The organism is Anaerotignum sp., assembly GCF_030625865.1.
In the GTDB taxonomy this organism is placed as follows: domain Bacteria; phylum Bacillota; class Clostridia; order Lachnospirales; family Anaerotignaceae; genus Chakrabartyella.
In genome coordinates, this window is record NZ_DAOUQB010000005.1 from 1 (window position 1) to 20,594 (window position 20,594).

The window sequence follows — 20,594 nt, forward strand, 5'->3', positions numbered from 1 at the left end:
TGCATTGCCATTTTCAAGTTTGCTGATGTCTGCTTGGTTAATGCCGGTTTTTTGTGCAAGCTCCTTTTGTGTAAGGTGACTATTTTTTCTAGCATCTATCATTGCTTGAATGATATTAAACTCTGGCTCAAGAACATTCCATTCTTTTTGAAATTCAGGATTTTTCAATTCTTGTTCTAAAAGTCTATCAAAATCATCACGCATAATTACAACTCCTTTCCACTTTTTTCTAATAATAGGTCTTCTATGATTTTTTGTCATAGAAGACCTTTAATTGTTCTATTTTCAATATTCACCCGCAAATGTCTATATCAACGCTTATTCGAACGTCTCCAAATCTTTTGTTCCTCTGCACTCTGAATCAGAGATTCACGAAAATCCGGATGTGCAATGGAAATAATCGCTTCTGCTCTTTGCCATGTTGGGCGACCAAGCAATTCGGCCACACCATATTCCGTAACCATATAAGGCGTCTGTGTACGAGGTGTTGTGATGATATCACCTTTCGTAAACTTCGAATTGATTCTGGAATGAACAATTCCTTGCTTGTCAGTAAATGTTGACGCCATCGCCAAAAAGGCCTTACCGTTCTTTGATACATGAGCACCTGTTACAAAGTCCAACTGACCGCCAGTACCACTGATATGACGAGTGCCCGAAGACTCCGAACAAACCTGTCCATACAAGTCCATGGAAACACAACCGTTAATGGAAACAAAATTATTAAACTGACGAATCGTCATAAGATTATTTACATAATACATAGGCGCCGAAAGAATGTCTTGATTTTCATCTAAGAAGTCATATAATTCTTGCGAACCAGAACAGATGGAAAACACGCCCTTGCCTCGATTAAGTTCTTTTTTACTGTTCGTAATTTTTCCAGCCTGATAGAGTTTCAAATAACCATCGCTCATCAATTCCGTATGCATGCCCAAATCCTTCAAGTCAGAATCTGCAATTAATCCGCCTAAAGCATTCGGCATACCACCGATACCAATCTGCAATGTAATTCCGTCCCTTAAATAAGGAAAAATATTTCCTGCAATTTGTTTATCAATCCCAGTTGCTGTTCCTGCCGGCGAGAAACTCATGCCTTTGCCACCCTCAACCACAAAATCAACTTGAGAAATGTGAATATGGTCATTTTCCATCCCATATACCTTTGGCATATGTTCATTTACCTCAAGGACAATATGTTCAGCAGCATCAAGCATTTCCTGCATACAGCAGTTTGTAAGGCCAAAGTTGAAATATCCATGTTTATCCATAGGTGTTACAGAAATCATTGCAACATTAACTGGAGCAAAACCCTTTGAATAATAACTGCCACAATCTCTAAATAACATAGGATTATAGTAAGCTCTGCCTTGATCTACATATTTTCTATCAATCCCTGAACAATGCCAAGCATTGTATGTAAATGCAGTTTGTTCTGGATCCTGCTCTACTACTTGAACAGGCTTCATAGCAATGGCATTACGTACTTTTACATCCTTCAGTTCACCCCTGCGACCAGCCAAAGCTGCATCAAGTGCTTCTGGGAAAGAACAGGTTTGACTGTAATCTACCCAATCTCCACTTTTTACAATCTTTACCGCTTCTTCTGGGGTACGCAGCTTGCTTTTATATAATGCGTAATTATCCATATCTCTGACCTCCATTCATGAAATTACACTGTATATTTTTGATACTAGCTAGAACGAAGTTTCCAACAGCATCTCTAATTTTAATTGAAAATAAATAAAATGGCACACCTGATTCACAAGCAAGTGTGCCATTTTAAAGCATTTTTACTTTTGACTATGACCTAAGACCAAGCCCTTTTCAAATGCTTCTTTATTTAATGGCAATAACTTTGGTTTGCTTGACAATTTATGTTTAATCGTCTCCCAAACAACCTCAGGTTCGAGAACTTCCGTATATCCCACATAAACACCAAGCATAATGACGTTCAAAACCTTTGCATTGCCCATCTCTAACGCTATTTCTGTAACAGGCGCTTTAACCAACTTCACGTCCGAACGAGAGATATCGTCACTCACGATAGAGCTATTAATGAAAAGTGTTCCGCCACTTTTTAAAATTGGCAAAAACTTTGCAAGCGATGGAGCGTTCATAACAACAAGATCATCCATCACATCTCCCAACGGTGCACCAATTTCTTCATCAGAAATAACTACATAGCAGTTTGCTGTACCACCACGTTGCTCCGCACCATAGGAAGGGAAAAACGTTACTTTTTTTTCTGTAGCATTACAAGTTGCATCTGCAAGGAATTTACCCATTGTCATTACACCTTGTCCGCCAAAGCCGGCTATGCATAAATTTGTTTCCATACTCTTTCCTCCTTAGCGGTCTCGAATAACACCCAACGGAAATTCCGGGAGCATCTTTTCCTCAATATACTCTAAACTAGCCAGTGCATCTAAGCCCCAGTTTGTTGGACAGCTTGTTACGATTTCCACCATAGAGAAACCCTTGCCGTCAAGCTGGTTTCGGAACGCTTTTTTAATGGCATTCTTTGTTTTCATTGTGTTTGCAGGATTATTACAGCTTGTACGTTCAAGATAAACTGGTGCTGTAAGTTGATTCAAAATTTCACACATATGCATTGGATAACCATGCTCATCTGCGATACGACCCTTTGGAGCTGTTGATGCCTTCATGCCAATCAAGGTTGTTGGTGCCATCTGGCCACCTGTCATACCATAAATACCATTATTTACAAAAATAACAGAAATATTTTCACCACGGTTTGCAGCAGACATAGTCTCTGCCAGACCGATAGATGCTAAATCGCCATCCCCCTGATATGTAAAAACAAGAGATTCCGGGTTAGATCTTTTAACACCTGTTGCAGTAGCGCACGCTCTACCATGTGGTGCCGTTGAATTATCATAAGCCATATAGTCCATCTGTAAACCGCAACAACCAATGCCAAGAACACAAGCTGTCCTATCGACAACATCTAGCTCCTCTAATACTTCACCAATAAGCTTTATGATTGTAGAATGCATACATCCCGGACAGAAGCCAGAAACTTTATCTTGCTGAATTGTTTTTGTTCTTGTATATATCTTTTGCATACACTCATCCCTTCATGATTTTCTTTGCCGCATCTAAAACTGCATTACGGCTAATAATGTTGCCGCCGGAGCATAGACAGTGTTCAATCGGACAACGATCCTTCACACCAACCTTTACGTCCACGCCAAACTGTGCAGGAATAGACATCTCTACATTTAACACAGCTTTACATTTGTCATAGTTAATGTGATCATATGCACCATATGGGAATGGATTTACAGTGATTGGTCTAATATAACCAGCCTTAATGCCTTCTGCTCTTAAAATACTAACTGCGGATTTCACAACACGAGCAGAAATACCATAGGATGTTAAAACAATTTCTGCATCCTCTAAGCCATATTCCTCAACACGAATATCTTTTTCCCATTCAAGATACATTGCCGCTGCATCTTCGTTTGCTTTTTGCATATCTTTCGTCTGCCAATGTCCCGGTTCAATCCAAGCACGTTTTTCTTTTTCGAAATCGTGTCCAACAAGAGCCCATTCTCTTTTCGATTCCTTGATTGCATCGATTTCTACATTTGATTTCATCGGTGGGAATTCTACAGACTCCATCATCGTTGCAATAACACCGTCAGCTAAGATACAAACTGGGTTACGATCACGGTCTGCCAAATCAAACGCTTCATAAGTTAAATCAACAGCTTCCTGCACACTCGAAGGTGCAAAAACCATCATCTGGAATCCCCCATTGCCGCTTGCCTTTGTAGCCTGGAAATAATCCTGTTGTGCAGGTTGAATCGAACCAACACCAGGGCCTCCTCGTGCAAAGTTTGAATACACCATAGGAATAAGTGCAGAAGCACAGTAGCTAATGCCTTCACTCTTTAATGCGATACCCGGGCTAGACGACGATGTCATCGAACGAGTACCTGCGGATGCTGCACCATAAACCATACTTATAGATGCAACCTCGCTTTCACCTTGAATAAACACACCGCCAACCTCAGGCATACGACGTGAAAGATATTCAGGCACCTCATTTTGTGGTGTTATAGGGTAGCCGGCAAAGAACCGGCAACCAGCACGAACAGCAGCCTCAGCTACAGCTTCCGTGCCTTTCATAAATAATCTTGCCATTTTCTTTCCCTCCCTATTTATATACATCTATTGCCCCATCAGGACACATGCGAGCACAAATTGCACAGCCAATACAGTTTTCAGCATTTACAGGTTCCACATATTCATACCCTTTCGAGTTTACATTCGTACCAATCGCTAGCACTTGCTTTGGACAGAACTTTATGCAATAGCCACAACTTTTGCATCGTTCCGCAATGATTTCCACTTTTGCCATTGTCTTACCTCCTTTCGTTTACGCCAACGTATTCTCTTCATCTGCCCATGGATAAGACATATACAAATGCATCGGCCAAATTTCCATTCCTCGTGCTTGTTCCGCATCAAGAGAAATATTCTCGTGCACACATAGTCCTACAAGCGGTTTATACGGGGTAATCATATCAACAAGTATAGATATACCACGCAAAACTTCTTCTTTACCTGTCCCCAGTCCAATATTTGGATTTCCAAGAATCTGCACCTTATCAAGTTGTATATGGGAAACAGTAAGGATCTCTCCGAATACCTTATTTACATGCTCAATATCCAAAGACCATGGTCGATATGGATTTACAATATAAAAAACTGCTGTTTTTTCCTTATTAATTGCTGGCGCATAACCACCGATTGAACGTGCTCCTATGTAATCACCGCCGACATCCATAACAACATAACAGTTATCGTCCCTCAACATACGATTCACACCACCCGAAGTTGTTGGTGCATCCATAAATTGCTCAACAAAATGTACAATAACTCCTGCATCTTTCAGCACTTGATTTAAGTCCCTACTGCGAAAAAGTGGTTTTGTCATGTCTAAATCAAAGAAATGTACTTCTTTGTCTCCCTTCGATGCCAAACGCAATGCGGTATTAATCGCAACCTCACTCTTACCACAACCTGCTTCTCCTAAGAATATGAAGTTATAACAATCAGATTTTTGCATCATAACACACCTCCTTCTTAGATATTTTTATATGAAATATCAATTTCAGTGATTTTTTCACTTCACTTTGGATCGCGGATACTAATATTTAAAACCATAGCTATACTTGCAAGCACCAATAATAAAACAAACGGTGCCACGTACCCACCACTGGAGGCTAACAATACACTGCCTAAGGCAGCAATAAAGGAAGCACACATTAAATTGAAGTTCATAACTGAGAAGTTGACAGCATAATACTTTGTACCAAAGAACTCAGAGGTAAACACTGAGGATATTGTTGGGCAAGAACCATAAGAAAATCCCGTTGCGCACAACCCCATAATACAAAGCGGAAGAGACGTAAATATAACAGCTAGTAGCGTTACGCCTGCTGCCAATATCGTCACTGCATTTGCAATCAACATCGTTTTGCGACGTCCAAACTTATCGAAGAAAGCACCCGTGGTAATACGTCCAAGACCGTTACAAACCGAAAGCAAGCCAACCAAGGTCGTAGCCAGCGATATTTCTGCGCCAACAGAGAGAACCAAATCTCTCGCGAAAGAAATTACTGTACTGCCTGCAGCCGAAAGGAAAATCAGACAAACAAACGCTCGCCAGAACGAGGATGTCCGCACCATCTCAGAAGTAGTATAATCGCGATTTGTAGACGCCGCAGCATTGTTTCCTTTTGGTGCTGCACTAGTGTTCGGTACACGTAAAATAAATGCTGAAACCAACAGAACTACACACAACGCAATACCTATTATTAGGAACGCATTTCTCCAGCCTACACTAGGAGAACTTATCATTTTTTCGGCCAAACTGCCTAAGATCAATGCTGATGCACCAAATCCCATCATGAGTACTCCGGAGCACAGACCTTTTTTGTCTGGGAACCATGCACCAATCGTGGATAAATTTACGTTATAGGCAATACCAATACCACCGCCGGCCAAAAATCCGTAACTTACATACAACTTCCCAACGCTCTCACCACCCAAGCGAGAAGTCAAAACAAAACCAGCACCAGCCAGTATAGCCGCCAAAATTAATGACAATCGTACACCAAACCGCCGATTTACCAAACCACCTGCCATGCCACCTAAACAGAAAAAGCACATAGTCAGTGTAAAACTCAAAGCAAGCTGAGGGCGCTCCCATGAAAACGCTTCTGCCAGAGGAGATTTTAAAATCGACCATGCATAAATAATACCTGCAAAAAGCATTAAAACCGTTCCTATCGCTAGATACAACCAACGAATATTGTTTTGTTGCAAAGGCTGATTCTCACCTCTTACAGGAAAACGCTCCTGTATATTTTTTTGGTTATTTTCCATTGTAATACCTCCACTGGTCTATGAAATATCACGCATCATATATCTTGCAAATTTATGTTATAAAATTAACATAGCTATTAAATTTCAAGATCCTGTCGGACTTTCTGCCTCTATTGGCAATGAGAATAACGATGAATAAAAAAAGTCCGATTCTAAAATCAAACAACTATATCAATTAAAATAACAATGAGAGAGTGCAAAACCCTACGGAAAACAAGCAACAATTTGCAAGTAACCGGCAGTATATACTCGTTTGCTAACCTCGCCTATGACCCCAACTTTATGAAAGTTGCTATTCACTTGCTCATAGACTACAAACTCTTCTTTATCAAATCTTTTATTTCATTACTTATTACAAAAAACAGCTTGATCGCATTACAACATTATTTACACTTTCTATTTGTGATAATATGTAAAATTGAACTGCGCTTCAAAAAATTCAGAAGAAGCCCTGTTCGTTATATATACATAAAACCTTAGGAACGTATTAGAATAAATCTATAAGTTCCTTCATTTGTCTAACCACTCATATGTTAATTTACCAAGAATGTCCACACCACGAACGATTTGTTCATCGCTAGGAGTGGAATAATTCAGACGGAAACCACTGCTTGGCTTGCTTTGATCTACAACAAATGCAACACCAGGAACACACGCTACGCCACGTCTAATGCCTTCTTGTACAAATTCAAAAGAGTCCATACCTTCTGGAAGGAATGCCATTACAAAAAGTCCACCTTCCGGTCTATTGAATGTAACGTCAGGATGGAATTTTTTCTCCATTTCTCCCAACATAAGGTCTGCTTTTTTACGGTATACCTCACAAGCACTAGCAATGTGAGCGGCATAATCGCATTTAGTCATATACTCATTACAAATATACTGGAAGAGTACATTGGAATGTGTATCTGCACACTGTTTAGCAACCGTCAATCTCTCTGATAAACCTTTATTGAAGACCATAAATCCTAAACGAAAAGCAGGCGCCATAACCTTCGAAAAACTACCAGTGTAAATAACTCTGCCATCAGCATCCAAAGTTTTAATTGGCGGTACATGCTCACCGGAAAAACGAATTTCACCATATGGATTGTCCTCAAAAATCATTACATCATATTTTTGTGCCAATTCATAAATTTGTTTACGTTTTTCCGCACTGGTGGTGAAGCCTGTAGGGTTCTGGAAGCAAGAAATAATATACATCAATTTTGCCTGTGGATATGACTTTAACGTTTCTTCTAGTTTTTCGATATCCATACCGTCCGGCTTAACAGGAACGCCTACAAGTTTTGCGCCGTAAGAACGGAAAGTATTTAAACATCCAACAAATGCAGGTTCTTCTGTAATAATGATATCTCCCTCGTTGATTAAAGTTTTGCTAACGAGATCGGCAGACTGCTGTCCACCTGAAACGATATACAATTCATTATCTTCAAAAGAAATTCCTTCTGTTTTTAAAAGATGCTTTTTCATTGTTTCACGCAAAGCGGGATACCCCTCAGATAAACCATACTGTAGCACAGATACCGGATTGCAAGCAAAAACTTCCGCTGCAATACGAGCGATATCATCTACGGGGAAAGTTTCAGGTGAAGGATTGCCACCACCAAAGCCGATGATGTCTGGATCGTTAGCAAGTTTAAATAACTCACGAATAATAGAACCTTGGACATGCCTAAGACGATTTGCGATTTGATATTCCATTATAAAACCTCCAATCATAGTAAATTGAGATTGTGCACGATGCACGATGCACTTTCTATACTTTAGGTTATTTTCAGAAAAATGTCAATAGAAAATCCGTACAAACAATTTCTATTCATTCTGTGCAATCTTGACAAAGTCAGTATTCTTAAGGTAATATAGATAACATAATATTGGATGCCTATGAAGTAAGATGTTTACTGAATCTAGAAAGAGAAGTGTTTCTATGCCATTAGTTCAAACAATTAAAGACCAAATCTACGAAATAATCAAGAAAAAAATTCTCATGCAGGAATACCCCCCAGGCTCAAAGATAAACATTGGTCAGGTTTCCAAGGAACTGGGCGTCAGTAATTCTCCAATTCGAGAAGCACTAAATATTTTGGAACACCAAGGTCTTGTTATCTCAACCCCTAATACAGGAGTTAGTGTTGTTTCCTTAACACAACGAGATCACTTTGAATTATCACAGATGCTGCTATTTTGGATAGTAGGTTCCTATGAGTATTTACTTGAGGTTCATCAAACCGATAAATTATACAATGATATGAAAGCTATACTTGATACGCAAAAGAAATGTTTTAAAGACAAGAATATATACGACTTCACTTATTACGCCAATATGTTTGACCGCTGCATACTTGAAAAAACGGGTAATAAACGACTTCTTGCGAAATTTGATCAAATTTTCCCTTTATACTTTCTTGGTTCAGTTTATGACCAAGCGGAAGATTATAAAAGTTGTGTACTTGGACTGGAGCAACATGAAAAGATATTGAGCGCCATTCAGGAAGAACGTCATGATGATGTCATTATAGCTTTACGAGAACATCATTATAAACCAATTTGGGATTTGCGCAACAAAGCAAACTCCTAAACTGTTCATTTTAATATTGAATGCGCTGCATATTACAAAAATGAGTCTGCGAAAATTTTTCTGTAATCAGTAAATAGAGCGAACGAAAGGCTTCTATGTTAAAATAAAATCATAGGAGTCTTTTATTATGGCGAAAAAAAACCCCTACACAAGGTACCCATAACAGAAGGTAAACGAAATATCATCCATCAGCCTCTTCAGCGGAACTGCCGGTCGACTGTGGGTAGGATACGGATGCCATTGTTTCTTATGCAAGGTCTGTGGGGATGCAGTTTCTTGTACTTTTATGATAATTTTCTGACACGGCTTTTTTATGTTGCTTTGCGATTTCTAATATTTCATTTAATGCAGAATTCGAGACAACTCTTTTTCTTGGCATATGAAAACCTCCTATTGTAGTTTTTATTCTACAACAGGAGGTTTCTTTTTATCATGTCCTTTTTACTGGTTCTGTTCCTTTCGACAATGTGCTTTTTTATAACGATATCGATGGGTTGTCCTTAGTTAGCAGTCCTGTAACAACATCACACCCAAATAGCGACTTAAGTAATTCCGCTAATTCGCTTTGTGCAGCTTTGACTGCTTCTCCGTTGCAATCTAAAAATCCATCTATAGGGAATAGAATATCCTTGCTATCTTCGTCAATTTTTCCGTTCTCACTCTGTCTCCAAATCCAACGACGTGTTTTAACCGTATTACCACTTACATATATCAGTTCATCTGCATCAGGTGTTTCTGGTTCTCCGCCACCAAACGGAACAAAAACATCCTCTGGCTTTGCAAATCGAACTTCTAATGAGTCATCCATCTTCCCAATATCATGTGCACCCATTGGCAACATATATTTGAGGGACAATGCATTTCCAAGATCAACTATCGTGTTAATCTGAGGTAAGTCATTCCCTTTCATTATTCTCTTAGATAATGCTTCTACTGAACTCATATATTTATTAGGATTTACCCCCAATGATAAAAAAGCTTCGCGATAAGGAACAACACCTGTATACTCTTTTAAATTAATACCTTCTAAACGCTGACGGATAGCCACCGTCTCCGCCTCTAAAAACTGTGCAACCTCCACAATTTTCTTCTTGTTATCTACGCCCTTTGCAATAACAACGCCGAAACAAACATTGGGCAACTTTTCAAACACTCGATTATTTATACAAAAATTCACACTTTTTCCTCTCCTTCATGTTAATTTTTAAAAATATGTTGACAAGATATTTAAGATTGTTATATTATAACACCGAGATGCACGATGCACAATGCACAATTTGCACAATTTATATTGTATAAACTTATTTTCAAGCCGAAAGGGTTGAGCAAACAGAACACAGTATAGTTAGTATCTGCCTCCAAAATCCTAGAAATCCTTTAGTTGCAAAAGTAACACTACAATCCACTTGTTTTCAAAGAAAGCTACATACAAATTTACAACGGAGAACGATACTCTTCATGGCTACAAATGTTATAAAGTCAAAGCGTCCAGTCTTAAATATCTATGTAAAAAGAGATAACATTCAATCACAATTTATATCAACAAATTAAAACCACTAGCAAAAGCAACGAGCCATAAGAAAAATTTGATTCTGAAAAACCTGTTTTGTATAGTACTTTGTCAAAATCCCTCGATAGCCCCTCCAAAAAGGATGCCCTCGACACTTTTTTGTGCACTGCACTAAAATCCAGCAATTCACCTTTCTAATGTTCTCTTATGGTACCGCGCCTAATGCAAATGGCTTTTATTTCTATTGCAAAAATTTAAATTCTCTACCGATTTTTATTGCTAAGCACTTGACAAACCTATTAATAGCTATCCTATAGGAGGTATGCTCTCATGAGTGATTTTAAAGGAAACTCGTCGACAGTAAAAGAGGTCGGCAAAAAAATGGGTATTTTTTCAGTTTTTTGTATGGCAACAGGAACAATCGTAGGCGCAGGCGTTTTCGGCACTATCCCAGTTGCAACCGGATTAGTGGGTACTGGCTTGGCGTGGGCATATGTTTTTGCATTCCTCACGGTACTTTTTCGTGATATGCCTAACGTTCTTACCACATCTGTAATCCCTGCACCATACGCTCCATATAAGCACGTTTCCAGATTAGTAAACCCATCTTCAGGCTTCTTAATGGTAGTTTACGCATTTAACTATATTTTGATTTTGTCTTCTCTTGCAACAGTTTTTGCAGAGTATATTGGCGTTTATATTCCATTAGATCCACGCATCTTAGGTATTGCTGCATTAGTTATCTTCGCTTTTATCACATGTAAAGGTGCAGCTGCCAACGCTGCTGTACAAAATGTCATGGTGGTGTTATTGATTTGCGCATTGTTAATGTTTATATATAAAGGCACTCCTAAAATGTCTTCAGAATTAGTATCCATAAGCAAAGTTGTTGCACCTGAGAATCTTTCGATTGCTGCTTTTGGCGCGGCAGTAGCTATACTTTCTCAATCGCTGCAAGGTGCTGTAGACTGTACTGCTTACACAGATGAAATTAAAAATCCTGGCAAAACAATACCTATCTGCTTTGTGTTATCAACTGGCGCAACATTGATTTTATTTATAGCGGTTGGTATTGTTTGTCTCGGAATTCTTCCAGCAGAAAAATTCTCCTCCGTAAAGGATGCAGCCGCTTTGGTTTTGAGCTCCAGCCAAATACTATACTTCATCATTGCTGGTGCTGTATTTGCTATTCTTACATCGCTTAATGGTATTTATATCGCATCTGCTCACAAGATTGCCGCAGCCGCTGAAGATAAAGTGCTTCCGGCATGGTTTGCAAATAAAAACAAAGCGAATGTATCTTCTCATTCTGTTATTGTTTTTGCAGCAGGCGCTTCCGCTATCGTTGCATTCGGATTACCAATTGGTACATTGTTCAGTGCTTTCTCATTTTTGGTTATCTTGTGTGGTATGTTCATCTTAATCCCTACTACACGTGTACATAAGGCTTATCCTCATTCCTATAAGCACTCCTACTTTAAATTAACACCCAGTATTATTAAAGTAGTATGTACTCTTGGTTTCTTTATTTCAATCTGGACACTCATTTCTTTGATTCAGACATTAGATGCTATGATTACGATTGTAATTGCAGTTTGGATAGCGTTATTCTACCTCTACTTCTTCTTGCGGAAAGCATATTTGAAGAAACAGGGCATTGACTTATATGAACTTATGAGTACTCCTTATCCAGCATGGGTAGAACAAGAAGCTAAATACGCAGCAATGGACGCAGCTGAAAAACAGCAGAAATAAGTTGAACCCAAATTGATTTGAAAATGAATCAAACAAAGCAATTTAAATTCCCTTTCATAATTGAAAAGCTAAATATATAAAAAACAAGCTCATCGTCATGTATTTATTTATGATAATGAGCCTGTTTTTTTGTATAAACAATTCTTACATAGCCCCTAAAATTCCAACAAAAATCAATTTGCTCGTGGTTCTGTTTTTGGTCGCCTTCATCTTGATGGATACTTCTGTAAAATCCTGATTTCAATATCTTTATGGTAGCAATATTTTATTCATGGGCAATTTGGGGTCAAAACACAATCCAGTAAACTGCCGAAGATGTTCATTCTCCTCCGAAACTTTGGTTTTCACGCCCTTCCAAAAACATGTCCATTTTATTGACTATAATGCATACTATCTTTTAAAATTTTTACAATTTCTTTATGAGAAATCGCTTTATATCCGCCTTCTAAAATAAAAGAGCTAGATGCAATGCCATCTAACATATTCTCCTTAATGCCCAGATCCTGGGCACTCATCACAAGGCCCAATTCTTTCATATAGGATTCCATTTGGTCAAGACCCTCTTCTGCAATTTGCTCATCTGTTTTTCCTTCTGGCTTTACATCCCAGACGTTAATTGCATAGCGTTTGAATTTTTGAAGTCCATAAGGCATAATAAATCGGTAATATGGCAAGGAGATGACTGACAGCGTCATTCCATGCGTAGCATCGGTATAGCCACCAATGGACTGACCAATCATATGTACCATCCAGTCTGTTGATTTTCCCTTTGCAACAAGGGTATTAAGCGCCCACGTCGCAGTCCACATAATATTACTTCTTGCTTCGTAGTCTGTTGGATTCTTGATTGCAATTGTGGAACTGTGAATCAAGGACTTTAATAATCCCTCCATAATGTAATCAGAAGTGTTATCATCTTCCCCAGAAAAATACTGCTCCAGGATATGGGACATGATATCAAAGAATCCGGCTACCATTTGATATTGAGGTACCGTATAGGTAAATACAGGATTCAATATCGAGAATTTCGGAAATACATTTTCACCAAAAACACGACATATTTTTTGTTTTGAAGCATAATTAGTGATAACTGAACCCCCATTCATTTCAGACCCAGTACCAACCATTGTCAAAATGCATCCAACAGGGATTATTTTGTTATCAACCCCCTCCATTCTAAGATAGTATTTTTCCCATGGATCTTCTTCACAATAAGCAGAAACAGAAACAGCTTTCGCATAATCGCATACTGATCCGCCACCCACTGCCAGAATCAAATTGATATCGTTATCTTTAGCTCTTATACAGCCTTCATAAAGCTTTTCGACTGTAGGATTAGGCATAACTCCCGCATCCTCAAAGACATCTTTGCCCTTGTCCCTAAGAATTTTAATAATTTCGTCATATAATCCAGTTGTCTTTATGGAACCACCTCCATAAACAAGTAATATATTTTTCCCATATTTAGGTAATTCCTCATTCAAAAATTTTAATGAATCCTCTCCAAAATATATTTTTGTGGGGTTTGAATAACTGAAATTTCCTAACATTTTTTCTCCTCCCGACTTCATTTTTATAAATAAAATCTTCTTAAAACCTATTCATACATCATATCTATCTTTCCTGATCCTTAAGCATATATATGTATTTGCTTTTCTTTTTTATCTCCTTGTTACTTTTTCTTGTAATGGGTTACCCTTATTTTCCAGGAAATATATTCAACCCAAATTATTGCATTTCAACAATAACAGTTGTTGCCATACCACCACCAATACAAAGAGTTGCTAAACCATATTTAGATTTAATCTTTTGCATTTCGTGGAGAAGTGTTACTAAAATTCTTGCGCCAGATGCACCAACAGGGTGCCCTAAAGCAATTGCGCCACCATTTACATTTACTTTTTCCATATCAAAACCAAGCTCTTTTGCAACAGCAACACTTTGTGCCGCAAATGCTTCATTGCTTTCAATTAAATCTAAATCTTCTACTGTCAAGTTGGCTTTTTCCAAAGCTTTTTTGCACGCATAAATGGGGGTAATACCCATTATTTGTGGGTCTGTTCCTGCCGAGGCATAAGATTTAATTTTTGCTAACGGAGTTACACCAAGCTCTTTAGCTTTTTCAGCACTCATAACAATAATCGCAGCCGCACCATCATTAATACCAGATGCATTACCTGCTGTTACCGTACCATTTTCTTTAAATACAGTTTTAAGACTTTGCAATTTTTCCAAAGTCATTCCATGTTTAGGAAATTCATCTTCAGAAATTACAGTTTCACCTTTTTTAGATTTTATAACAACTGGCACAATTTCATCATTAAAGCGTCCAGATTTTTGAGCCGCTTCGGCTCTATTTTGACTTCTTAGAGCAAACTCATCTTGCATTTGTCTAGTGATCCCATATTTTTCTGCAACATTTTCTGCCGTAATTCCCATGTGATATTTATGAAAAGCATCAGTAAGTGCATCTTTAATCATACTATCTGCAACTATACCATCGCCCATACGATAACCACTTCTTGCTTTCTCTAATAAATAAGGTGCTTGTGTCATGTTTTCTGTACCACCACAAACTACAACATCAGCATCGCCGCAAATAATAGCTTGCGCCGCCATAGCAACACTGCGTAAGCCAGAACCACAAATCATATTTATTGCAAGAGCTGGTTTTTCAACAGGAATTCCAGCATTAATCGCTACTTGACGCGCAACTCCTTGATACATACCAGATTGCAACACACAGCCAAATATCGTTTCATCTACTTCTTCTGGAGCAATGTTTGCTCTATTTAATGCTTCCTTAACTGCGATTTTCCCAAGTTCTGCAGCACTAACATTTGCAAACACACCATTAAAAGCTCCAATAGCTGTTCTTACCGCACTTGCAATAACTACTTCTCTCATATATATCCTCCTAAATCATCCAAAAGTCTTCAAAAAATCTGCCACATTCACATCTGCTTCTATTGCTGCCAAAACATCTTCTTTTGTTGTATCTTTATGTATTTCCGTTAATGTCAATCCATCTTTTGTCATTTCAAGCACAGCAAGTTCTGTCACAATCATATCAACAACCCCTCTGCCCGTTAAAGGAAGATTACATTCTTTTAAAATCTTGGGCATCCCTTTTGCTGTATGTGTCATAGCAACGATTACTTTTTTAGCACCGCTAACTAAATCCATTGCACCACCCATACCTGGAACCATTTTTCCAGGCACCATGTAGTTTGCCAAATTTCCTTTTTCGTCTACTTGCAAACCGCCTAAAACTGTAATATCTACATGACCGCCTCTTATAATTCCAAATGACATTGCGCTATCGAAAAACGCTGCATCGTCTTTTATTGTTATAGGTTGTGCACCTGCATTTACATAATATTCAACTTCTTCTTCCGGTTTTGCGACTTTATCTAAGCCTATAAAACCATTTTCCGAATGAAAGACAACATCAATATTACTAGAGACATAATCTGCCACCATAGTCGGTAAGCCAATCCCTAGATTTACAACATCACCATCTTTAATTTCTTTAGCAATTCTTCTCGCTATGATCTCTTTTTCACTCATAGTCATTCTCCTTTTACGATGTAGTCCACCAAAATGTGGGGTGTGACAATTTCACTTGGGTTTAACGCTCCAACAGGCACGATTTCTTTGGCCTCAACAAAAACTGTATCAGCCGCCATAGCCATAATTGGATTAAAATTTCTAGTTGAACCATAATAAATGAGATTTCCTTTTTCATCTGCTACTGATGCAAAAATCAAAGCTAAATCTGCTCGCAAAGGTGCTTCTAAAATGTATTCCTTGCCCTCAACTTCAACTACTGTTTTACCTTTTTGTACTTCTGTGCCAATACCTGTTGCAGTTAAAATGCCCCCTAGACCAACGCCGCCAGCACGTACTTTTTCAGCCAAAGTTCCTTGTGGCACCAAATTAACTTCAATCTCATTTGAAATCATTTGTCTGCCCGTTTCAGGATTAGTTCCGATATGTGAAACAATAGCTTTTTTAACTAAATGATGCTCAATTAACTTACCAGCACCTTTTCCGATAAATGCCGTATCGTTGCATATTAGTGTAATATTTTTATAACCTTTTTTAACAATACGACTAATTAGTTTTTCAGGTGTCCCTACACCTAAAAACCCACCAACCATAATTGTCATATCGTCTTTTAAATATTGATCCAAACTTGAAACTTGCGTTACCTTCAATTTAATTCTCCTTCCCATTAAAGCAATTTTGTATAACAAAAATTTATTTTTGTTATACCGCTGTAAAGAATTGATACCATGCAGTATTCACCGCATGGTATCTTTTTTCAACAATTTTTGGTGCTCCCAATAAGTTCATATCACCGCTTAGAAATTTCAATTATACTCGGAATTAAAATTTTCAAAGCAGAGATTATAATTGCAATTTAATAGCACTAGATTTTACAAACGTCTATATTTTGTATATACGCAAAAACGGTAGTTTTAGCGTATCAATTTAATTTTGGGCAAGTACCTTTGTGGAGGAAAAAGTATAACATTTTGTTTCAGAATAACAAAGTCAACTGCGAATATTTTTAACCATCATAATTTATACTGTTATTTCTTTTGTAGTTTCTGCAACTGAATCACTTTTCCAGATTGCAATTCCTGTAAACGCATAGAAAATTGCTATGATAGGAACTATGAATCCCAAAAAAGCAAACGGAATATAAGCCGTGCCGACACCAAGAACTGTATTAATATAAGCTGCAGATGCACTCCAAGGAACTAACGGAGATGCAATTGTACTTGTATCTTCTAAAGTTCTTGATAAAACTCGTGTTTGAATTTTTAATTCTTCGTAAGCAGATTTAAATGTACGTCCACCCATAATGATTGGCATAACCTGGTGACCTGAAATAATAAGTAAAGTATAGCTGTAAAGCATTGTTGAAAGAATTAAGCCTCTTGGTTTTTTAACTTTCTTCAATAAACCTTCGCTAACAAGTGTATTAATAACACCGCTTGATTCAAGTGATGCCCCCATTGTTCCTGAGAGAATAATAACTGCGATTGTACTAAACATTGATGTCATACCACCACGAGACAGGATTTTATCCACTAAATCAAGACCTGAATTTGAAGAAAAACCTTTCATCGCAGCATTTAAAACATCAACAACAGAAGCGCCTTGTAAACATATTGCAAACACAACACTTACTACTGTACAACCAAGCATTGCTGGAACTGCAGGTACTTTCTTAGCAGAAACAACTAATACTAATAATGCTGGTAATAATGCTAACGGACTGATATTAAATTGACCATCAAGCGTAACCAACATTAATTTTATGCTTGATAAGTCTGCGTTTGCAGCTGCGGAACGCAAACCCAAAACAGTGTATAATACAATACAGATAAGAGCAGCCGGAACTGTCGTCCAAAGCATTGAAGCAATATGGTCATATAACTTTGTTCCTGACATATCTGCGGCTACATTCGTAGTATCAGATAAAGGTGACATTTTATCACCAAAGAATGAACCTGAACAAACAGCACCCGCCATCAATGGTGCGGAAATACCCATACTAACACCAACGCCGAATAGAGCAAGCCCCATTGTTGCAATAGCACCATAAGAAGTACCTGTAAACACTGACGTAATTGCGCATAAAACAAAGGTTAATGGTACAATTATTTGTGGTGAGCATAATTTTAGACCATAATATAGTAATGATGGAACAGTACCACCAATAATCCATACTCCTACCATCATACCAACACTAATTAAAATAAGAAGTGTACTCGCAGACGATCCAACAACATGAGCTATATTGTCTTGTACGTTTGACCAACTGTTTCCTAAAATTATGCTACTTAGGATTGCAATACAACAACCAATAACAAGTCCAATGTGAATACCAACACCGAATTTAATTGCTGACACAAGGCCGCCAATTACAAGTATTAATACTAAGAGTGCTTGTGAAAACCTTAGTTTTTTCGTAGTTTCTAAATTTTTCATAATTTCTCCTACTTTCTTATTTGTATTTTAAATTGTGGAAAATTCATCGACAACTTGCCCAAATCAAGTATTTATTATTTATTTTAAACTTCATCGACATGGCAAACACGTTTAAAAATATCAATATCTCACTGACAAGTACACTATTTATTTTTTGTTTTTTATAAAGTTTTTATAACATTCGCAAAACGAGTAATCCCTTCAATAATCTTCGCTTCTGTCATCGTACCATAATTTAATCTAATATGGTTTGTATCTCCGCCATTGGGAAAGAAAGCATCCCCCGGTACAAATGCCACTTTTTGTTCAACGGTTTTATGAAAAACTTCTTCTGAATTAAGACCTTCACGAAGTTTAACCCATGTAAACATACCACCTTGCGGACGTGTGCAAGTAAAGCCTTCTGGCAATAATTCTTCCAAAGTATCAACCATTGCATTTCTACGTTTTAAATAAATATGTTTAATTGTTTCAACGTGCTTATCAAAATCATAAGATGTTAGAAACTCATAAACAAAAAGTTGGCTTAACATGCTTGTATGCAGATCTGCACCTTGTTTAATGAGAATAAATTTGCTACGAATTTCGGGATCACAGCAAACCCAACCAACTCTGAGTCCAGGACAAAAAGTTTTGGAAAAGCTGCCAAAATAAATAACCATTCCAGTTTTGTCAAAACTCTTAATTGGAGGAATCCTTTCGCCTTCAAAACGAAGTTCATAATATGGATTATCCTCAACAACTGGAATATTGTATTTTTCCGAAAGAGCAACAATTGTTTTTCTTTTTTCAATGGACATCGATCTTCCTGTTGGATTTTGGAAATCAGGAATAGTATAAATAAATTTTGCATTAGGATTAGCTTTAATGCATTCTTCTAAATGCTCCATATTCATACCATCTTCATCCATCTTAACATCAACGAATTTCGGACAGTAACCTGCAAACGCACCTAGTGCACCAATATAGCTCGGAGATTCACATAACACAACGTCGCCTTCATTTATAAATAATTTTCCAACAAAATCAAGAAGTTGCTGGGAGCCACTCGTAATCATAACGTTGTCGGCAGTTACGTCAATCCCAAATTTATTCATTCGCTTAGCAATTACCTCTAAAAGCGGACGGTAACCTTCTGTTGCACTATATTGAAGTGCTGCAGCTCCGTAATTTGCAATTACTCGTTTTGAGATTTCTTTTAACTCTTCCATGGGAAGTGATTCTGGTGCCGGCCAGCCACCAGCAAACGAAATAACACCCGGTTGTTGAACAAGATGCATAAGAGCTCTGATTGGGGATGGTTTAATCTTCTGCATACGATCTGCATACTTAATATTCATGTTTTTCCCTCCTACTAATAATTCATAAATAAATCTTCTCTTTACAAATCCAAAACTTTATTATTAGTCTGCAATTAAAACACCAAGGGCAAGAGATGCCCATTTCGACTTTTCGCTACTTGCTCTTGATGGTAGAATAATTGGAGCTTTTGCACCAACTACAATGCCTGCATTTGTAGAGGCTGCCATGTAGTTTAATGTTTTAGCAAAAACATTTGCAACTTCGATGCTTGGAGATACAATGATATCTGCTGCACCTGCAACTTCAGATTTAATACCCTTTTTCTTTGCGGAAGCTGCTGATATTATATTGTCAATAGAAAGTGGACCATCCACAATTGCATTTTTGAATACACCTCTGTCAGCCATTTTTGAAAGACAAGCCGCATCAACTGTTGCTTGCATTTTCACATTTACGTTTTCAATAGCTGCTAAAATTGCAACTTTCGGAGCTGCTACTCCAAGCTTTTGTGCAACGTTTATTGCATTTTTTACAATCGCAGCTTTTTCATTAAGGTTTGGGGCAATGTTGATTGCGCCATCTGTGCTTAATAATAACCTGCCAAACCCAGGAATATCGCAAACAATAACATGACTTAACATAGTTCCCGAATTTAAGCCATTTGCTTTATCCATAACAGGTTTCATAACATCAGGTGTTGAAATTGTGCCTTTCATTATTACTTTGTTATAGCCATTTTTAATACTTTCGATTGCCCTTTTAACAGAACCTTCAGTGTCTTTTACATCAACAATAGATACACTATTTTCTGAAATTCCAGCTTCTTTAAGTAATGGTTTAATTTTGTCGGAATCACCAAAGAGTTCAGGCTTTACAAGGCCTGATTCAATGCCGTCTTTTACAGCAGAAATAGTATCTGCATCGTGAGGACAAACAACTGCGATACCTGTTATCTCTTTTGCTTTCGCTTTTGCAATAAGCTCATCAAAATTTCTAATCTGCTCCATATTCAAAACT

General features: G+C 37.8%; 20 protein-coding genes. 2 read left to right on the forward strand and 18 right to left on the reverse strand.

The genetic code is table 11. The features are described 5' to 3' along the window. From P9Q65_RS02420 to P9Q65_RS02460, 9 genes are all read right to left on the reverse strand, one after another. Positions 1-204, reverse strand: a 204-nt coding sequence (locus P9Q65_RS02420; protein ID WP_304507543.1) for a helix-turn-helix domain-containing protein, incomplete at its 3' end; no start/stop codon positions are given. Positions 205-311: 107 nt separating this feature from the next. Beyond that, the gene (locus tag P9Q65_RS02425; protein ID WP_304507545.1) at positions 312-1,649 is read right to left on the reverse strand and encodes an acetyl-CoA hydrolase/transferase family protein; all 1,338 of its coding nucleotides are present in this window, start codon (positions 1,647-1,649) and stop codon (positions 312-314) included. Between the two features lie 144 nt (positions 1,650-1,793). Next, positions 1,794-2,339: a 2-oxoacid:acceptor oxidoreductase family protein gene (locus tag P9Q65_RS02430; protein WP_304507546.1), complete on the reverse strand. Its 546-nt coding sequence runs from the start codon at positions 2,337-2,339 to the stop codon at positions 1,794-1,796. Between the two features lie 12 nt (positions 2,340-2,351). Then, entirely contained in the window at positions 2,352-3,089 is a 738-nt protein-coding gene (locus P9Q65_RS02435) for a thiamine pyrophosphate-dependent enzyme (RefSeq protein ID WP_304507548.1), read from the reverse strand. Between the two features lie 4 nt (positions 3,090-3,093). Continuing rightward, positions 3,094-4,173 (reverse strand): 3-methyl-2-oxobutanoate dehydrogenase subunit VorB, encoded by a 1,080-nt coding sequence (gene vorB / locus P9Q65_RS02440; protein WP_304507550.1) that lies wholly within the window; start codon positions 4,171-4,173, stop codon positions 3,094-3,096. Positions 4,174-4,186: 13 nt separating this feature from the next. Further along, entirely contained in the window at positions 4,187-4,390 is a 204-nt protein-coding gene (locus P9Q65_RS02445) for a 4Fe-4S dicluster domain-containing protein (protein WP_304507551.1), read from the reverse strand. 18 nt (positions 4,391-4,408) lie between these two features. Next, on the reverse strand, positions 4,409-5,104 hold the full coding sequence (locus P9Q65_RS02450; protein WP_304507553.1) for a hypothetical protein: 696 nt from the start codon (positions 5,102-5,104) through the stop codon (positions 4,409-4,411). Between the two features lie 59 nt (positions 5,105-5,163). Then, positions 5,164-6,423: an MFS transporter gene (locus tag P9Q65_RS02455; protein ID WP_304507554.1), complete on the reverse strand. Its 1,260-nt coding sequence runs from the start codon at positions 6,421-6,423 to the stop codon at positions 5,164-5,166. A 510-nt stretch (positions 6,424-6,933) separates the two neighbouring features. Continuing rightward, the gene (locus P9Q65_RS02460; RefSeq protein ID WP_304507556.1) at positions 6,934-8,127 is read right to left on the reverse strand and encodes an aminotransferase-like domain-containing protein; all 1,194 of its coding nucleotides are present in this window, start codon (positions 8,125-8,127) and stop codon (positions 6,934-6,936) included. A gap of 226 nt (positions 8,128-8,353) precedes the next feature. Here P9Q65_RS02460 and P9Q65_RS02465 point away from each other — a divergent pair, with 226 nt between their 5' ends. Then, positions 8,354-9,004: a GntR family transcriptional regulator gene (locus P9Q65_RS02465; protein ID WP_304507558.1), complete on the forward strand. Its 651-nt coding sequence runs from the start codon at positions 8,354-8,356 to the stop codon at positions 9,002-9,004. A gap of 247 nt (positions 9,005-9,251) precedes the next feature. Here the strand turns inward: P9Q65_RS02465 and P9Q65_RS02470 are convergent, their stop codons facing one another. After that, a complete protein-coding gene (locus P9Q65_RS02470) occupies positions 9,252-9,383 on the reverse strand; it encodes a hypothetical protein (protein WP_304507560.1) in 132 nt (43 codons plus the stop codon). A gap of 96 nt (positions 9,384-9,479) precedes the next feature. Beyond that, positions 9,480-10,145 carry a B3/B4 domain-containing protein gene (locus P9Q65_RS02475; protein ID WP_304507561.1) on the reverse strand — a complete coding sequence of 222 codons (666 nt, stop codon included), beginning with the start codon at positions 10,143-10,145 and terminating at the stop codon, positions 9,480-9,482. A 699-nt stretch (positions 10,146-10,844) separates the two neighbouring features. Between P9Q65_RS02475 and P9Q65_RS02480 the strand changes: the two genes are divergently transcribed. Then, positions 10,845-12,269, forward strand: a complete 1,425-nt coding sequence (locus P9Q65_RS02480; RefSeq protein ID WP_304507563.1) for an APC family permease — start codon at positions 10,845-10,847, stop codon at positions 12,267-12,269. 371 nt (positions 12,270-12,640) lie between these two features. Here P9Q65_RS02480 and P9Q65_RS02485 read toward each other — a convergent pair whose 3' ends face one another. The 7 genes from P9Q65_RS02485 to P9Q65_RS02515 form a co-directional block, all read right to left on the reverse strand. Then, the gene (locus tag P9Q65_RS02485; RefSeq protein WP_304507565.1) at positions 12,641-13,819 is read right to left on the reverse strand and encodes an iron-containing alcohol dehydrogenase; all 1,179 of its coding nucleotides are present in this window, start codon (positions 13,817-13,819) and stop codon (positions 12,641-12,643) included. 178 nt (positions 13,820-13,997) lie between these two features. After that, positions 13,998-15,176, reverse strand: coding sequence for an acetyl-CoA C-acetyltransferase (locus P9Q65_RS02490; RefSeq protein WP_304507567.1), 1,179 nt, complete (start codon positions 15,174-15,176; stop codon positions 13,998-14,000). Between the two features lie 15 nt (positions 15,177-15,191). Continuing rightward, positions 15,192-15,839: a 3-oxoacid CoA-transferase subunit B gene (locus P9Q65_RS02495; RefSeq protein ID WP_330695151.1), complete on the reverse strand. Its 648-nt coding sequence runs from the start codon at positions 15,837-15,839 to the stop codon at positions 15,192-15,194. A 2-nt stretch (positions 15,840-15,841) separates the two neighbouring features. Next, on the reverse strand, positions 15,842-16,489 hold the full coding sequence (locus tag P9Q65_RS02500) for a 3-oxoacid CoA-transferase subunit A (RefSeq protein WP_304507569.1): 648 nt from the start codon (positions 16,487-16,489) through the stop codon (positions 15,842-15,844). Positions 16,490-16,859: 370 nt separating this feature from the next. Then, positions 16,860-18,275 (reverse strand): Na+/H+ antiporter NhaC, encoded by a 1,416-nt coding sequence (nhaC, locus tag P9Q65_RS02505; RefSeq protein WP_304507571.1) that lies wholly within the window; start codon positions 18,273-18,275, stop codon positions 16,860-16,862. Positions 18,276-18,436: 161 nt separating this feature from the next. Further along, positions 18,437-19,615: an aminotransferase-like domain-containing protein gene (locus P9Q65_RS02510; protein WP_304507572.1), complete on the reverse strand. Its 1,179-nt coding sequence runs from the start codon at positions 19,613-19,615 to the stop codon at positions 18,437-18,439. Positions 19,616-19,678: 63 nt separating this feature from the next. Further along, the gene (locus P9Q65_RS02515; RefSeq protein WP_304507574.1) at positions 19,679-20,584 is read right to left on the reverse strand and encodes a bifunctional enoyl-CoA hydratase/phosphate acetyltransferase; all 906 of its coding nucleotides are present in this window, start codon (positions 20,582-20,584) and stop codon (positions 19,679-19,681) included. Positions 20,585-20,594 lie beyond the last annotated feature (10 nt).

Bases quoted from the DNA above. Each gene is read 5' to 3' on its own strand.
- P9Q65_RS02425 (WP_304507545.1), bottom strand. From the start codon at position 1,649: ATGGATAATTACGCATTATATAAAAGCAAGCTGCGTACCCCAGAAGAA.
- P9Q65_RS02430 (WP_304507546.1), bottom strand. From the start codon at position 2,339: ATGGAAACAAATTTATGCATAGCCGGCTTTGGCGGACAAGGTGTAATG.
- P9Q65_RS02435 (WP_304507548.1), bottom strand. From the start codon at position 3,089: ATGCAAAAGATATATACAAGAACAAAAACAATTCAGCAAGATAAAGTT.
- vorB (WP_304507550.1), bottom strand. From the start codon at position 4,173: ATGGCAAGATTATTTATGAAAGGCACGGAAGCTGTAGCTGAGGCTGCT.
- P9Q65_RS02445 (WP_304507551.1), bottom strand. From the start codon at position 4,390: ATGGCAAAAGTGGAAATCATTGCGGAACGATGCAAAAGTTGTGGCTAT.
- P9Q65_RS02450 (WP_304507553.1), bottom strand. From the start codon at position 5,104: ATGATGCAAAAATCTGATTGTTATAACTTCATATTCTTAGGAGAAGCA.
- P9Q65_RS02455 (WP_304507554.1), bottom strand. From the start codon at position 6,423: ATGGAAAATAACCAAAAAAATATACAGGAGCGTTTTCCTGTAAGAGGT.
- P9Q65_RS02460 (WP_304507556.1), bottom strand. From the start codon at position 8,127: ATGGAATATCAAATCGCAAATCGTCTTAGGCATGTCCAAGGTTCTATT.
- P9Q65_RS02465 (WP_304507558.1), top strand. From the start codon at position 8,354: ATGCCATTAGTTCAAACAATTAAAGACCAAATCTACGAAATAATCAAG.
- P9Q65_RS02470 (WP_304507560.1), bottom strand. From the start codon at position 9,383: ATGCCAAGAAAAAGAGTTGTCTCGAATTCTGCATTAAATGAAATATTA.
- P9Q65_RS02480 (WP_304507563.1), top strand. From the start codon at position 10,845: ATGAGTGATTTTAAAGGAAACTCGTCGACAGTAAAAGAGGTCGGCAAA.
- P9Q65_RS02485 (WP_304507565.1), bottom strand. From the start codon at position 13,819: ATGTTAGGAAATTTCAGTTATTCAAACCCCACAAAAATATATTTTGGA.
- P9Q65_RS02490 (WP_304507567.1), bottom strand. From the start codon at position 15,176: ATGAGAGAAGTAGTTATTGCAAGTGCGGTAAGAACAGCTATTGGAGCT.
- P9Q65_RS02495 (WP_330695151.1), bottom strand. From the start codon at position 15,839: ATGAGTGAAAAAGAGATCATAGCGAGAAGAATTGCTAAAGAAATTAAA.
- nhaC (WP_304507571.1), bottom strand. From the start codon at position 18,275: ATGAAAAATTTAGAAACTACGAAAAAACTAAGGTTTTCACAAGCACTC.
- P9Q65_RS02510 (WP_304507572.1), bottom strand. From the start codon at position 19,615: ATGAATATTAAGTATGCAGATCGTATGCAGAAGATTAAACCATCCCCA.
- P9Q65_RS02515 (WP_304507574.1), bottom strand. From the start codon at position 20,584: ATGGAGCAGATTAGAAATTTTGATGAGCTTATTGCAAAAGCGAAAGCA.